General features: G+C 61.0%; 13 protein-coding genes. 1 reads left to right on the top strand and 12 read right to left on the bottom strand.

Annotated elements, in window-relative coordinates; all coding sequences use genetic code 11:
- Positions 1-4 precede the first annotated feature (4 nt).
- From ACX3YF_RS17600 to leuC, 12 genes are all read right to left on the bottom strand, one after another.
- The gene (locus tag ACX3YF_RS17600) at positions 5-664 is read right to left on the bottom strand and encodes an SPOR domain-containing protein (protein ID WP_130206975.1); all 660 of its coding nucleotides are present in this window, start codon (positions 662-664) and stop codon (positions 5-7) included.
- A complete protein-coding gene (gene folC / locus ACX3YF_RS17595) occupies positions 648-1,955 on the bottom strand; it encodes a bifunctional tetrahydrofolate synthase/dihydrofolate synthase (protein ID WP_448647163.1) in 1,308 nt (435 codons plus the stop codon). The genes ACX3YF_RS17600 and folC overlap by 17 nt, the downstream gene beginning before the upstream one ends.
- A complete protein-coding gene (gene accD, locus ACX3YF_RS17590) occupies positions 1,952-2,872 on the bottom strand; it encodes an acetyl-CoA carboxylase, carboxyltransferase subunit beta (RefSeq protein WP_047531234.1) in 921 nt (306 codons plus the stop codon). Before accD ends, folC begins: the two co-directional genes overlap by 4 nt.
- Before the next feature lie 191 nt (positions 2,873-3,063).
- Positions 3,064-3,678: a phosphoribosylanthranilate isomerase gene (locus tag ACX3YF_RS17585; RefSeq protein ID WP_458973992.1), complete on the bottom strand. Its 615-nt coding sequence runs from the start codon at positions 3,676-3,678 to the stop codon at positions 3,064-3,066.
- A 63-nt stretch (positions 3,679-3,741) separates the two neighbouring features.
- Positions 3,742-4,566, bottom strand: a complete 825-nt coding sequence (gene truA, locus ACX3YF_RS17580) for a tRNA pseudouridine(38-40) synthase TruA (RefSeq protein ID WP_458974846.1) — start codon at positions 4,564-4,566, stop codon at positions 3,742-3,744.
- A 172-nt stretch (positions 4,567-4,738) separates the two neighbouring features.
- Complete coding sequence (locus tag ACX3YF_RS17575) at positions 4,739-7,378, bottom strand: FimV/HubP family polar landmark protein (protein WP_458973991.1); 2,640 nt, start codon at positions 7,376-7,378, stop codon at positions 4,739-4,741.
- Positions 7,379-7,583: 205 nt separating this feature from the next.
- The gene (locus ACX3YF_RS17570; RefSeq protein ID WP_288101448.1) at positions 7,584-8,594 is read right to left on the bottom strand and encodes an aspartate-semialdehyde dehydrogenase; all 1,011 of its coding nucleotides are present in this window, start codon (positions 8,592-8,594) and stop codon (positions 7,584-7,586) included.
- Positions 8,595-8,838: 244 nt separating this feature from the next.
- Positions 8,839-9,951 carry an aspartate-semialdehyde dehydrogenase gene (gene asd / locus ACX3YF_RS17565; protein ID WP_130206985.1) on the bottom strand — a complete coding sequence of 371 codons (1,113 nt, stop codon included), beginning with the start codon at positions 9,949-9,951 and terminating at the stop codon, positions 8,839-8,841.
- Between the two features lie 68 nt (positions 9,952-10,019).
- Positions 10,020-11,102 (bottom strand): 3-isopropylmalate dehydrogenase, encoded by a 1,083-nt coding sequence (gene leuB, locus ACX3YF_RS17560; RefSeq protein ID WP_448647165.1) that lies wholly within the window; start codon positions 11,100-11,102, stop codon positions 10,020-10,022.
- Between the two features lie 65 nt (positions 11,103-11,167).
- A complete protein-coding gene (locus ACX3YF_RS17555; RefSeq protein ID WP_196586626.1) occupies positions 11,168-11,935 on the bottom strand; it encodes a class I SAM-dependent methyltransferase in 768 nt (255 codons plus the stop codon).
- 145 nt (positions 11,936-12,080) lie between these two features.
- Positions 12,081-12,725 carry a 3-isopropylmalate dehydratase small subunit gene (gene leuD / locus ACX3YF_RS17550; RefSeq protein ID WP_008056361.1) on the bottom strand — a complete coding sequence of 215 codons (645 nt, stop codon included), beginning with the start codon at positions 12,723-12,725 and terminating at the stop codon, positions 12,081-12,083.
- Between the two features lie 10 nt (positions 12,726-12,735).
- The gene (leuC, locus tag ACX3YF_RS17545; RefSeq protein WP_090318719.1) at positions 12,736-14,154 is read right to left on the bottom strand and encodes a 3-isopropylmalate dehydratase large subunit; all 1,419 of its coding nucleotides are present in this window, start codon (positions 14,152-14,154) and stop codon (positions 12,736-12,738) included.
- 147 nt (positions 14,155-14,301) lie between these two features.
- On the opposite strand from leuC, the gene ACX3YF_RS17540 reads away from it, so the two are divergent.
- Positions 14,302-15,192: a LysR family transcriptional regulator gene (locus tag ACX3YF_RS17540; RefSeq protein ID WP_196586628.1), complete on the top strand. Its 891-nt coding sequence runs from the start codon at positions 14,302-14,304 to the stop codon at positions 15,190-15,192.
- The last annotated feature ends 59 nt before the right edge of the window (positions 15,193-15,251 follow it).

Raw genomic sequence — 15,251 nt, 5'->3', positions numbered from 1 at the left:
AGATTTAGCCGCGCTCAGGCTGAAAACGCACCACAAAACCCTTGAGGTTTTGCTGACGGTTCAACAAGTCGCGCAGGCGATCGGCCTCGGCACGCTCGATCAGCGGACCGACAAACACCCGATTTTTGCCATCGGCGGAACGGATATAGGCGTTGTAGCCTTGGCTGCGCAGGGTTTTTTGCAGCTTTTCCGCACTTTCGCGATTAGCCAGGCTGGCCAGTTGAACCGACCAACTGACCGACAGGCCATTGGCGTCGACACGGCTTTGCGTGGTGTCCGGCTTGCCCGGAGCAGCCGCGATTGGCTGGGCAGGTGCGGTCGCAGGCTTGGCGGCCAGCGCCGGAGCAGGAGCGACCGGTTTTACGGCCGGAACCGGCAACGCTGGTACTTTCGGCGCGACAGGTGGCGTCGGCTTGGCTTCCTGGGCAATCTCATCGTCGCTGGGCACCGGCTCCTGCGGCAACGCCTGAGGCTCAGGCACGACCACCGGTTCAACCTGCACTTGCGCCATCGCCGGTGCTTGCGGCGCAGTCGGCGCCTCGACAGTCACCTGGCGCTGCTCATCCTGACGGGAAAACAGCATCGGCAGGAAAATCACGGCCAGCGCGACCAGAACCAGGGCGCCGACCATGCGCTGTTTGTAAGCCTTATCCAGCAATGCCATTTGCCGCTTCCTCCGTGGAGCGCCGAGCCAACCACTCAAGGGCCTCGGCGACACAATAAAATGATCCGAACAACAGAATTTCATCGTCGCTCGTCGCCAGCGCACACTGCCCTTCCAAGGCGGCGGCCACGCTGTCATAGGACGTTACCGAAGCGCCGCGCTTATGCAGCGCTTCGCGCAAATCGGCCACTGGCCGCGCCCGAGGCGAATCCAGTGGCGCGACAGCCCAGTGCTCGACACTAGCACTCAACGCGGCAACTACACCATCCAGATCCTTGTCCGCCAGCAACCCGAACACCGCCAGACGCTTGCCGGCCAGTGGCCGACTGGCCAGACGCCGGGCCAAATACTCCGCTGCATGGGGGTTATGCCCCACATCCAGCAACAGGTTAAGACGCTTGCCCTGCCAATCGAACGACCGACGATCGAGACGACCGACCACCCGCGTCGCCTGCAGCGCCTGGATAATCTGCGCATCCGCCCACGGCAACCCGAGCAACAGATAGGCCTGTAGCGCCAGCGCGGCGTTTTCCATCGGCAGATCAAGCAACGGCAGATCATGCAGCTCGACCACGTGCCCCTGAGCGTCCAGACCGCGCCATTGCCAGTCGTGATCAGTGATACCGAGATCGAAATCGCGCCCGCGCAGGAAAAACGGGCATTTAAGCTCTCGCGCTTTATCCAGCAGGGGCTGTGGAGGATTCAGGTCGCCACAGAGCGCGGGCGCGCCCTGGCGAAAGATGCCGGCCTTCTCGAAGGCCACGGACTCACGAGTAGCACCGAGGTAATCGGCGTGATCGACCCCGATACTGGTGACCAGTGCCATGTCGGCGTCCACCACGTTGACCGTGTCCAGACGCCCGCCCAGCCCCACCTCCAGCACCACGGCATCAAGCCCGGAACGCTGGAACAGCCAGAAAGCCGCCAGGGTGCCCATCTCGAAATAGGTCAGGGAAGTGTCGCCGCGCCCCGCCTCGACCGCCGCGAAGGCTTCGCACAGCTCGGCGTCAGTGGCTTCAACGCCATTGACCTGCACCCGCTCGTTGTAACGAAGCAGGTGCGGAGAGTTGTAGACACCGACTTTCAGGCCCTGGGCCCGCAGCAACGAGGCCACGAACGCACAGGTAGAACCCTTGCCGTTGGTGCCAGTGACCGTGATCACCCGAGGCGCCGGCTTGCCCAGCCCCATGCGGGACGCTACCTGTTGCGAGCGCTCAAGGCCCATGTCGATGGCCGAGGGATGCAACTGCTCGAGGTAGGCGAGCCATTCGCCAAGGGTACGTTGGGTCATACGTTGGCTGGCACCGGTGGAACCACGATCGGCTCGATGGGGGTCGCGACGAACTTAGGCGTCGGCAGGCCCATCATCTGTGCCAACAGGTTGCCCAGGCGCGGACGCAGCTCCTGACGGTGAATGATCATGTCGATGGCGCCGTGCTCCAGCAGGAACTCGCTGCGCTGGAAGCCTTCCGGCAGTTTTTCGCGAACGGTCTGCTCGATCACGCGTGGGCCGGCAAAGCCAATCAGCGCTTTCGGCTCACCGACGATAACGTCGCCGAGCATCGCCAGACTGGCCGAAACACCACCGTAGACCGGGTCGGTCAGCACGGAGATGAACGGAATGCCTTCTTCACGCAGACGCGCCAGCACCGCGGAGGTCTTGGCCATTTGCATCAAGGAGATCAGCGCTTCCTGCATCCGCGCACCACCGGAGGCGGAGAAGCAGATCATCGGGCAGCGGTTTTCCAGCGCGTAGTTGGCGGCGCGAACAAAGCGCTCGCCGACGATGGCGCCCATCGACCCACCCATGAAGGAGAATTCGAACGCCGAAACCACCACCGGCATACCCAGCAAGGTGCCGCTCATGGAGATCAGCGCATCTTTTTCGCCAGTCTGCTTTTGCGCAGCAGTCAGGCGATCCTTGTACTTCTTGCCATCACGGAACTTCAGGCGGTCAACCGGTTCCAGGTCCGCCCCCAGCTCGGCACGGCCTTCGGCGTCGAGGAAAATGTCGATACGGGCGCGTGCGCCAATACGCATGTGGTGATTGCACTTGGGGCAAACGTCCAGGGTCTTTTCCAGCTCCGGACGATACAACACAGCCTCGCAAGACGGGCATTTGTGCCAAAGACCTTCAGGCACCGAGCTCTTCTTGACCTCGGAACGCATGATCGAAGGGATCAGTTTGTCTACTAACCAGTTGCTCATGCTTTCTTTCTCCAGTACCGGTGGCCCGAACGCTCTGGTTCGCAGCCCCGTGTATGCCCTTGAGCTAAATTCATGTGTGCGGCGATGATCAGTCGATGGCCGGGTCAACGTGACGTGACCTGCGCACCACCCAACAACCCTCAGCCTTTTTGTACAGAGCAGTGGACGGCGGCAGTCTGCCAGCCGTCACATCAACGTAGCGCGTTGATGAATGCCCGAATCTTCGCATGATCCTTGATGCCTTTGCTCTCCTCTACCCCACCGCTGACATCCACCGCATACGGGCGGACCCGGTCAACGGCCTCGGCGACGTTATCCGGGGTCAGGCCTCCCGCCAGAATGATGGGCTTGCTCAAACCTTGCGGTATCAGTGACCAGTCGAACGCTTCGCCGGTTCCACCGGGAACACCTTCGACATAGGCATCGAGCAAAATGCCGCTGGCACCCGGATAGGCGTCGCAGGCTGCCGCAATGTCATCACCGGCCTTGACCCGCAGCGCCTTGATGTACGGGCGATGCCAGCTTTCACATTCTGCCGCGCCTTCGTCGCCATGGAACTGCAACAGATCCAGCGGCACGGTATCGAGGATTTCTGCCAACTCTTCGCGACCGGCGTTGACGAACAGGCCTACGGTGGTGACGAACGGCGGCAATGCCTTGATGATCGCGCGCGCCTGCTGGCGGCTCACCGCCCGCGGGCTCTTGGCGTAAAACACAAACCCGATGGCATCGGCCCCGGCCTCAACCGCCGCCAACGCATCTTCTATGCGGGTAATCCCACAAATCTTGCTGCGAACGGCTGACATGTCGATAAAACCCCACGGCAAATCCGAGAAAGTCCCGGATGGTAACAAAAGCGTTCGAGGGCGTCAGCCGTCAAGTTCGGTGAAACCGGTCAGGAAATGCGGGCCGATGTAACGCTCGGGCAATTGGAACTCGTCGCGGTACTCGACCTGCACCAGATACAGGCCAAACGGGTGAGCCGTCACCCCGCCTGAGCGGCGGATTCGGCTCTCCAGCACTTCCTTCATCCACTCCACCGGGCGTTCGCCGGCCCCAATGGTCATCAGCACACCAGCGATGTTGCGCACCATGTGATGCAGGAAAGCGTTGGCGCGGATATCCAATACGATCATTTTGCCATGACGGGTGACGCGCAGATGATGCAGCTCCTTGATCGGCGACTTGGCCTGGCACTGACCAGCGCGAAAGGCACTGAAGTCATGGATACCCACCAGGTATTGCGCCGCCTCGGCCATGCGCTCGACGTCCAGCGGACGGTGGTTCCAGGTGATTTCTTCGCTCAGGTGCGCCGGGCGGATCTGATCGTTGTAGATCACGTAGCGATAGCGCCGGGCAATGGCCTTGAACCGTGCATGGAAATGCGCCGGCATGACTTTGGCCCAACTGACACTGACGTCGTGCGGCAAATTGATATTGGCGCCCATGACCCAGGCCTTCATCGAGCGCTCGACCGGCGTATCGAAATGCACCACCTGTCCGCAGGCATGTACACCGGCATCGGTGCGCCCTGCGCACAGCAGCGACACAGGCGAGTCGGCGACTTTCGACAAGGCGTTTTCGAGGGTTTCCTGCACCGTGAGCACGCCGGAGGCCTGGCGCTGCCAGCCGCGATAGCGCGAGCCTTTGTATTCAACGCCCAACGCGATCCGGAAAAAGCCGTCGGCCGCCATTTCGGCGGCCGGGTTATCTATATTTGCCAAGGAGTGACAGCCTGCTGATGTACGCGAAGGCGGGCATTATAAAGCCGTGGGACGTGGATACCAGTACAACAGCATCGCCCCGCGATAAAACAAAAACGGCAGCCTCGCCGGGCTGCCGCATTGTTTACAAAGAGCCGATCACTCAGGCCAGACGCGCCAGCATCTCCTTGGCTTCGCTCTTCTGGCCGTCATCACCCTCTACCACCACCTCATTGAGGATATCCCGGGCGCCGTCGTTGTCACCCATATCGATGTAGGCCTGGGCCAGATCAAGCTTGGTGGCGACTTCGTCGGTGCCGGAAAGGAAATCGAACTCCGGCTCGTCTTCGGCAGAAGCCAAAGCATCGTGCTCCGTGAATGTCGGCTCACCGATGCTGCCAGACAAGCTTTCCAACTCGGCGTTGACGTCATCCAGCTCTGCGGCGAAAGCATCCGGCGCATCCATTTCTTCAGCCAGCGACAGATCGAAATCGGCAGGCAGCTCCAGATCATCCAATGCCAACTCAGGGGCTGCCGGTGTTTCGACGACCGGCAAATCCTTCACGCCCTCGTCCAGATCGAGCAGGAAGTCATCTTCGGCCAGCGTCGCTGCCGACGGCTCCGCACCAAGATCCATGTCCAGATCGAACTCCGACAGGTCGTCGAGGTTTTCCTTGATCTCAGCCTGCTGCTGCAACACCGACCCGAAACTCAGGTCATCGTCCAGAGGGAAATCTTCCAGATCGGTCAAAGTCGACGCTTCAGGCTCCGGCGCAGGCGTAATGACTGCTGGAGTAATGTCTTCCAGGTCATCCAGGCTCAGATCGAAAGCGCTGTCGAAATCGTCTTCGACCGGAGCCGGCATTGGTTCTGGTTCTGGTGCTGGCTCTGGTGCTGGCGGCTCGTCCTGCAACAGGTCCTTGACGTACTGCGCATCCAGTTCGGCCGCGACTGCGGCGGCGGCGATGCCTCCGGCGGCAATCAACGCCATGGCCGGGAAGCGGCTCTTCAGTTTTTCGACCTGGGCGAAATTGTCGCCGTTGGCCACCAGTTGGCGTTCCTGGGCAACGAACGCATCGCGATCGCCTTGCTGGCCGTAGACTTCCATCAGTTTCAGGCGCAGATCACTGCGCTGAGGCTCTTGCTTGATGCCCTCTTCCAGCAGGGCTGCAGCCTGATTCAGACGGCCGGCGGCGATGTGAGACTGGGCTTTGTCCAGCACGTCGTCGGAGCGGTCGGCGGCTGGCGCCACCAGTGGCGCGGCGATGGGTGGCGTGACCACAACCGGGGCCGGAGCCGGAGCGGGCGCAGGTACAGGTGCGGGTGCAGGAGTCGGCGCGGTGGCCAGCTTTACGCTCGGAGGGGGAACTTCCAGGCCTTCGAAACTGCTTTCCGGCAGGTCCAGATCAGCAGAAAACGGTTGCTCATCGGCCAGGGCGCGGGCCATGCGCAAGTGTTTCTCGGCTTCTTGCTGGGCTTTGCGACGACGGGCCAGCAACAGCAACAACAGCATCACAACCACGGCCCCACCACCGGCCAGGCCCAACAACCAAGGATTAGTCAGCAGCTCGTTGAATTGCTTGTCGTCGGAAGCTGCCGGGGTCGGCTCGACAGGTGTCTCGGCCGGAACGGGCGCCGGAACCGCTGCCGGCGTCATTTCGGCTGGCGCTGGCGCCGCACCAGGCGTCAGTTCAGCCGTCATCGCCGGTGCCGGCGCAGCAGCAGGCGCCGGGGCTCCCGCCGCCCCTTCAGCCTGCAACTTGGCCAGTTGATTGTTCTTCAGTTCGATCAGACGTTGCAGCTTGTCCATCTGACTTTGCAGATCAGATATGCGGCTTTTCAGCTCTGCATTGTCACGGCGGGTGGTGTCGAGGCTTTCCTGAGTCACCGCCAGCTTGTTGTTCAAGGCTTTCGCATCGCCTGCGGCGCCTTTGCCACGGGCCTTGCCCGACTCGGCCGAGACCAGACTCAGGTTGTCCCGAGCAGGCTGTGACGACGTCGCTTCACCACGACCACGCTTGGTGGCATCGAGTTGCTGCTGCCCCGCGGCCGGCTTAGCGACATAGCGACGCCCCTGACGCCACGCAGTGTTCTGCGCAGCGACTTCGGCAATCGCCTTGGATTGCCGCATGCTGGTGCTTTGCGCCTGATCCGGCATACGCAGCACCTGCCCGGTTTTCAGCCGGTTGATGTTGCCGTCGATAAAGGCATCCGGGTTCAGCGCCTGGATGGCCAGCATGGTTTGTTGAATCGAACCGCCGTTACGCGCCTTCGCCGCGATTTCCCAGAGGGTATCGCGCGGCGTAGTGGTGTATTGGGACGGTTTGGTCGCACCGGTGACGGGCGCGGTCACACCCTGAGTCGGCGTGGGCTGCGCGGCTGCTTCAGCGGTTTGCGGCGAGAATTTGGACGGGTCGAGCAAAACACTGTAATCACGCAGCAGTCGACCGTTGGGCCACATCACCTGAACCAGGAATTTCACCATCGGTTCGGAAAGCGGCTTGCTGGAAGTGACACGCAGGATGCTTTTACCACCGGCATTCAGCACCGGGGTGAAGGTCAAGTCGTTGAGAAACGCCTGGCGGTCGACACCGGCCTTGGCGAAATCTTCAGGTGAAGCCAGGCTCGGCACCACTTCGGCAGCGGTGAGTTCCTTGACGTCGAGCAATTCGATTTCTGCCACCAACGGCTGGTTCAGCGTCGATTTCAGGGTCAGCTCCCCAAGCCCGAGGGCATGCGCCATACCGGAGGACAGCGCCGAGGCGGCCGCTATTGCTAACACCAGTTTGCGAACTTGAACCATAGCTCATCCTTAGTTTGAACATTCCTCGGCCAGCGAGAAGGTGTTGATAGCCGCTGCCGTAAGGCATTGCGCGGCGGCGAGAGGTCGCCGCGCGCGATCGTTTCATGCATGCCCCGGAAAGCCCCACAGGGTGGCTCGCCTTCAGCATTCCTGCCAAGCATAGCGCTGGGTCGGAACCATTCGAAAAATTGTTGCCAAGTATCTTTTACAGCAGGTCTTTTATCAACAACTCAGCCAGCTGCACAGCGTTGAGCGCGGCGCCTTTGCGTACGTTATCTGACGTCAGCCACAAATTAAGTTCCGACAGGTCGTCGATACCCTGGCGTACCCGACCAACGTAGATCACATCCTGCCCTACCGCGTCACCTACCGGCGTCGGGTAATCACCGGCTTCAACCAGCTCGATGCCGGGGGCGTCTTCCAAAGCGGCGTTGACTTTAGCCAGGTCGATCTCACTCGCCGATTGCAGCGTCACACTAAAGCTATCGCCAAAAAATACCGGGGCTTGAATGCAAGTCACGGAAATCTTCAATGAAGGCAGGGCCATGACCTGGCGCAACTCACGCACCAGGCGCTTTTCCAGCAGCGTATGACCCCGCTCGTCCGGCTTGCCGACCTGGGCCAACAAATTGAACGCCATCTGCCGATCGAAAAAGGTCGGCTCCAGTGGGCGCACGTTAAGCAACTCGGCGGTCTGCCGGGCCAGCTCGGTCACGGCCTCGCGGCCCTGGGCGGAAACCGCCAGGCACGCGGTCAGGTTGACGCGCTGCAAATCGATCAAACCCAGCAACGGCGCCAGCACCACCGCCAGCGCCGTAGCCGAAGGGCTCGGGCTGCTGATCCGGAATGGTTTTTTCAGGCCGGCCAACACCTGCGCGTTGGCTTCCGGCACCACCTGTGGCGCCTGGTCGGCCGGCAACGCGCCGGACAGGTCGATTACCGAGCAACCGGCAGCCGTGGCGCGCGCGGCAAAACTCAGGGTCACGGCCGGGCCGGCGGCGAAGAACACCAACTGGACTTTGCCGAAGTCGAACTCATCGACTTCCCGCACCCGCACATTCTTGCCCCGAAACGGCACCGAATGCCCGGCGGATTCGCTACTGGCCAGCAAGTGCAGGTTGCCGACCGGAAAGTCGCGCTCTTCAAGAATCTGCACGAGCGTCTCGCCGACAGTACCGGTGGCGCCGATCACGGCAATATCGAAGGACTGGCTCATGGTTCTACCTCAGGCGAAACGGGGGAGCGGCACTTTACCGGGTGGTGGGGATGCAGGCAATTATGTGGCGTCTGTTCTGGCCTCATCGCGGGCAAGCCCGCTCCCACGGGGATCAGCACAATCCTTGTGGGAGTGGGCTTGCCCGCGATGACGGAACATCAGGCAACCCATCAGCATCTGACGGCCTGGAATAAAAAAACCCGCGCCTCTTTCAAGGCACGGGTTCTTTCACAGCTTCAATCGATCAACGCTCAAGCAGGATCCGCAGCATGCGACGCAGCGGTTCGGCCGCGCCCCAGAGCAGTTGGTCGCCGACGGTAAACGCACCGACGAATTGCGACCCCATGTTCAGCTTGCGCAGACGGCCGACCGGCACGTTCAGGGTGCCGGTGACCTTGGTAGGGCTCAGCTCCTGCATGCTGATCTCGCGGTTGTTCGGTACCAGCTTGACCCAAGGGTTGTGCTGGCTGATCAGCCCTTCGATATCGGCGATCGGCACGTCTTTGTTCAATTTGATGGTCAGCGCCTGGCTATGGCAACGCATGGCACCAATGCGCACGCAGATGCCGTCGACCGGGATCGGGCTCTTGAAGCGACCGAGGATCTTGTTGGTCTCGGCCTGGGCCTTCCACTCTTCACGGCTCTGACCGTTCGGCAGCTCCTTGTCGATCCACGGGATCAGGCTGCCGGCCAGCGGTACGCCGAAGTTTTCGGTCGGGTACGCGTCGCTGCGCATGGCTTCGGCGACACGACGGTCGATGTCGAGGATCGCGCTGGCCGGGTCGGCCAGTTGATCGGCGACCGCTGCGTGGGTCGCACCCATTTGCTTGATCAGCTCACGCATGTTCTGCGCGCCGGCACCGGAGGCCGCCTGATAGGTCATGGCGCTCATCCACTCCACCAGACCGGCTTCGAACAGACCGCCCAGGCCCATCAGCATCAGGCTGACGGTGCAGTTGCCGCCGATGTAGTTCTTGGTGCCCGCGTCCAGCTGCTGGTCGATGACCTTGCGGTTGACCGGGTCCAGGACGATGACCGCGTCATCCTGCATGCGCAGGCTGGAAGCGGCGTCGATCCAGTAGCCCTGCCAGCCGGCTTCGCGCAGCTTCGGGAAGACTTCGCTGGTGTAGTCACCACCCTGGCAGGTCAGAATCACGTCGAGGGTTTTCAGCTCTTCAATGCTGTAAGCGTCCTTGAGCGGAGCAATCTCCTTGCCCACGGACGGGCCTTGGCCACCGACATTGGAAGTGGTGAAAAACACCGGCTCGATAAGATCGAAATCCTGCTCTTCCAGCATCCGCTGCATGAGCACGGAACCGACCATACCGCGCCAACCGATCAGACCTACACGTTTCATCGCAACTACACCTTCTTGAAAAGTGGGCCGCTGCTTTCGGGGATGAAAGTGGCAGCGGGCCCGAGAGATTACAGATTCCGCAGCGCGGCGACTACTGCGTCACCCATTTCCTGCGTACCGACTTTAGTGCAACCGGCCGACCAGATGTCGCCCGTACGCAAGCCCTGATCCAGCACCAGGCTGACGGCTTTTTCGATGGCATCGGCCGCTGCCTGCTGGTTGAAGCTGTAACGCAGCATCATCGATACCGACAAAATGGTCGCCAACGGGTTGGCAATGCCTTTGCCCGCGATGTCCGGCGCCGAACCGTGGCACGGCTCGTACATGCCTTTGTTGTTGGTGTCCAGGGACGCCGACGGCAGCATGCCGATGGAGCCGGTGAGCATCGAGGCCTGGTCGGACAGGATGTCGCCAAACATGTTGTCGGTGACGATCACGTCGAACTGCTTCGGCGCACGCACCAGCTGCATCGCGGCGTTATCGACGTACATGTGGCTCAGTTCGACCTCAGGATAATCCTTGGCCACTTCCTCGACAATTTCACGCCACAGCTGGCTGGACGCCAGCACGTTGGCCTTGTCGACCGAGCACAGTTTCTTGCCGCGGACCATGGCCATGTCGAAACCGACACGGGCGATGCGGCGGATTTCGCTTTCGCTGTACGGCAGGGTGTCGTAGGACTGACGCTCGCCGTTCTCCAGGGTACGGGTGCCGCGCGGCACGCCAAAATAAATACCGCCGGTCAGCTCGCGAACGATCAGGATGTCCAGACCGGAGACGATTTCCGGCTTCAAGCTCGAAGCTTCGGCCAGTTGCGGGTACAGGATCGCCGGACGCAGGTTGCCGAACAGGCCCAGTTGCGCACGGATTTTCAGCAGACCACGCTCAGGGCGGATGTCACGCTCGATGGTGTCCCATTTCGGGCCGCCAACGGCGCCCAGCAGCACGGCATCGGCCGCGCGGGCACGTTCCAGGGTTTCATCGGCCAACGGCACGCCGTGCTTGTCGATGGCGGCACCACCGATCACGTCGTGACTCAGCTCGAAGCCCAGGGCGTACTTGTCGTTGGCCAGTTCCAGCACCTTGACCGCTTCGGCCATGATTTCCGGGCCAATACCGTCACCTGGGAGAATCAGAATCTGCTTGCTCATGCTTTCCTCATGTCATCAGTCGGTGCACCCTGGGGCGCGCCCGGAAAAAATCTATCGATCGGTACCTATCTTTCTACAAACAGCACCAGCACATCCGTACTGAACGAACCATCGGCCTCAATTTCGAAATATTCGCGTACTTCGTTGCCCATCGACTGCTGCAGTTCGCGGATCGCCGCGCGCATCACCTGTGGCGTGCGCATGCGCTCGACCCAGGAGTTGTACTCCAGACGCAGCCGCTGCCGCGTGGTGCTACGGGTGTGCAACCCGGCTTCGCTGATCTGGCGCAACCATTCGCCGGCGGAATAATCACGCACATGGCTGGTGTCGCGCAGCACTTCGACGCTTTGCAGGTAAGTGTCGAACAACGGGCTGCCCGGTGACAACACATCGATGAACGCCGCTACGCCGCCCGGCTTCAACACCCGACGCACTTCCCGCAGGGCCACGCCGAGATCGCTCCAATGGTGCGCCGAATAGCGACTGAAGACGAAATCGAATTCACCGTCGGCAAACGGCAAGCGTTCGGCGGCGCCATTGACCGTGGACACGTTGCTCAACCCACGATCAGCGGCGGCTGCGGCGACCACGTCGAGCATCTGCTGCGACAGGTCGTAAGCCACCACTTCCTTTACCAGCCCAGCCACGTGAAAACTCACATGACCGGCACCGCAACCCAGGTCCAGCACGCGAGCATCGCCCTGCCCCGCCAGTTCGGCCTGTAGCAGTGCGAATTCAGTGCCTTGAGCGTGTACGGCGCTGCTCAGGTAGGCCGAAGCCTGTTCACCGAATTGCTTTTGAACTACCTGGCTGTGCTGGGCGGAGCTGGTCATGGGGACTTCCTTTTAGTCTTGTGGCGCCTGTTCCGGCCTCATCGCGGGCAAGCCCGCTCCCACAGTTTTTTGAACGCCGTAAATGCCTGTGGGAGCTGGCTTGCCAGCGATGGGGCCAGCCCTGACTACAAAAATCTCGAATCAATCAAGCGTCGCGAAACAACCAAGGCTGGCTCGCACGGTGCTTGGCTTCAAACGCCGCAATCGCGTCGCCGTCCTGCAAGGTCAGGCCGATGTCGTCCAGGCCATTGAGCAGGCAGTGTTTGCGGAATGCGTCGATTTCGAAGCTCAGGACCTTGCCGTCCGGGCGGGTCACGGTCTGGGCTTGCAGGTCGATTTGCAGCTGGTAGCCCGGATTGGCTTCTACCTGCTGGAACAGCTCATCGACTTCGGCATCGCTCAAGATGATCGGCAACAAGCCGTTCTTGAAGCTGTTGTTGAAGAAGATATCGGCATAGCTCGGCGCGATGATGCTGCGGAAACCGTATTCTTCCAGGGCCCACGGCGCGTGTTCACGGCTCGAACCGCAACCGAAGTTTTCACGGGCCAGCAACACGCTGGCGCCTTGATAACGCTCGGCGTTGAGGACGAAGTCCTTGTTCAGCGGGCGCTTGGAGTTGTCCTGATACGGCTGCCCCACATCCAGGTAGCGCCATTCATCGAACAGGTTCGGGCCGAAACCCGTGCGCTTGATCGATTTCAAAAATTGCTTCGGAATGATCTGGTCGGTGTCGACGTTGGCACGATCCAGAGGCGCGACAAGTCCAGTGTGCTGGGTAAAAGCTTTCATGCTGCGCTCCTTAGATCAATTCACGGACGTCGACGAAACGACCGTTCACGGCGGCGGCCGCGGCCATGGCCGGGCTCACGAGATGGGTACGGCCACCCGCGCCCTGACGGCCTTCGAAGTTACGGTTGGACGTCGAGGCGCAGTGTTCGCCGGACTCCAAACGGTCCGGGTTCATCGCCAGGCACATCGAGCAACCCGGCTCACGCCATTCGAAACCGGCTTCGAGGAAAATCTTGTCCAGGCCTTCCGATTCGGCCTGCGCTTTCACCAGACCCGAGCCCGGCACCACGATGGCCTGCTTGATGGTCGAGGCCACTTTGCGGCCCTTGGCAATGACGGCAGCCGCGCGTAAATCTTCGATCCGCGAGTTGGTGCAGGAGCCGATGAACACGCGATCCAGTTGAATGTCGGTGATCGCCTGATTGGCGGTCAAACCCATGTATTTCAGGGCACGTTCGATGGAGCCGCGCTTGACCAGATCCATTTCCCTGGCTGGATCCGGCACGTTCTGATCAACGGCCAAGACCATTTCAGGCGAAGTGCCCCAGCTGACTTGTGGCTTGATCTGGCTCGCGTCGAGCTCGACCACGGTATCGAACACGGCATCGGCATCGGACACCAGGTCTTTCCAGGCTTCGACCGCCAGGTCCCATTCCGCGCCTTTCGGGGCGAATGGACGACCCTTCACGTAGGCCACGGTTTTTTCATCAGCCGCCACCAGACCTACGCGGGCGCCGGCCTCGATGGACATGTTGCAGATGGTCATGCGGCCTTCGACGGACAGGTCACGAATCGCGCTACCGGCGAACTCGATGGCATGGCCGTTACCGCCGGCGGTACCGATCTTGCCGATCACCGCGAGCACGATGTCCTTGGCGGTCACGCCGAACGGCAATTGGCCTTCGACGCGCACCAGCATATTTTTCATTTTCTTGGCGACCAGGCACTGGGTCGCGAGCACGTGCTCGACCTCGGAGGTGCCGATACCGTGAGCCAGGGCACCGAAGGCGCCGTGGGTCGAGGTATGGGAGTCGCCGCAGACCACGGTCATGCCCGGCAAGGTTGCACCCTGCTCCGGGCCGATGACGTGAACGATGCCTTGGCGCACGTCGTTCATCTTGAATTCGACGATGCCGTATTCATCGCAGTTATCGTCGAGGGTCTGGACCTGCAGGCGCGAGACCTGGTCCACGATGGCGTCGATGCCGCCCTTGCGCTCCGGCGTGGTCGGTACGTTGTGGTCCGGGGTCGCGATGTTGGCATCGATGCGCCAAGGCTTGCGCCCGGCCAGACGCAGGCCTTCGAAGGCTTGCGGCGAGGTCACTTCGTGAATGATGTGACGGTCGATGTAGATCAGCGCAGAACCATCGTCGCGCTGCTTGACCAAATGCGAATCCCAGAGCTTGTCGTAGAGCGTTTTGCCGGCCATCAGACGTTTTCCTCATCAGCTTGTTTCTATGCCCCGGGCTTTGATATCTCAATAACCCCTTGGCTTGTGAGGCTGATCCTATGGGGTTACATTAAATAACTCAAATTCATATTTTTTATGCTTTGGATAACCAACTGGAATGCAACCATGGACCTGGCCAACCTCAATGCCTTTATTGCCATCGCCGAGACAGGAAGCTTCTCCGGCGCCGGCGAGCGCCTGCACCTGACACAACCGGCAATCAGCAAACGCATCGCCGGGCTGGAGCAGCAATTGAAGGTGCGCCTGTTCGATCGACTGGGTCGTGAAGTCGGCCTGACCGAGGCAGGCCGCGCGCTGCTGCCGCGCGCCTATCAGATTCTGAACGTACTGGATGATACTCGCCGCGCCCTGACCAACCTCACCGGCGAAGTGACCGGCCGTCTGACCCTGGCCACCAGTCACCACATCGGCCTGCACCGTTTGCCTCCGTTACTCAGGGAGTTCACTCGACGCTACCCCGACGTCGCGCTGGATATTCAATTCCTCGATTCGGAAGTGGCCTACGAAGAAATCCTCCATGGCCGCGCCGAACTGGCCGTCATCACCCTGGCGCCGGAGCCCCATGCGCTGGTCAAGGCCATGCCGGTGTGGAACGACCCGCTGGATTTCGTGGTCGCCCCGGAGCATTCGCTGCTCAACAATGGACCGGTCAGCCTGGCGGACATTGCCCGGCATCCGGCCGTGTTCCCCGGCGGCAACACGTTCACCCACCACATCGTCCAGCGCCTGTTCGAAGCCCAGGGGCTGACGCCGAACATCGCCATGAGCACCAATTATCTGGAAACGATCAAGATGATGGTGTCGATCGGCCTGGCCTGGAGCGTGTTGCCGCGCACCATGCTCGACGATCAAGTTGCACGAATACCCCTGCCGGGCATACAACTGTCTCGCCAGCTAGGCTATATCCTGCACACAGAACGGACGCTATCGAATGCAGCACGGGCCTTCATGGCCTTGCTGGATGCTCAAATCGATCTGCCAGGGATTCAGGGTTAACTTGTGCTACTGCTATAGAGCCGCAAATTCCTGTGCAAAATGCCCAAATCAGCCTAAGG

It is taken from the genome of Pseudomonas fluorescens group sp. PF-69, from assembly GCF_054481235.1.
The sequence above is the reverse complement of the archived record's forward strand: the minus strand, read 5'-3'. Positions and strand labels throughout refer to the sequence as shown.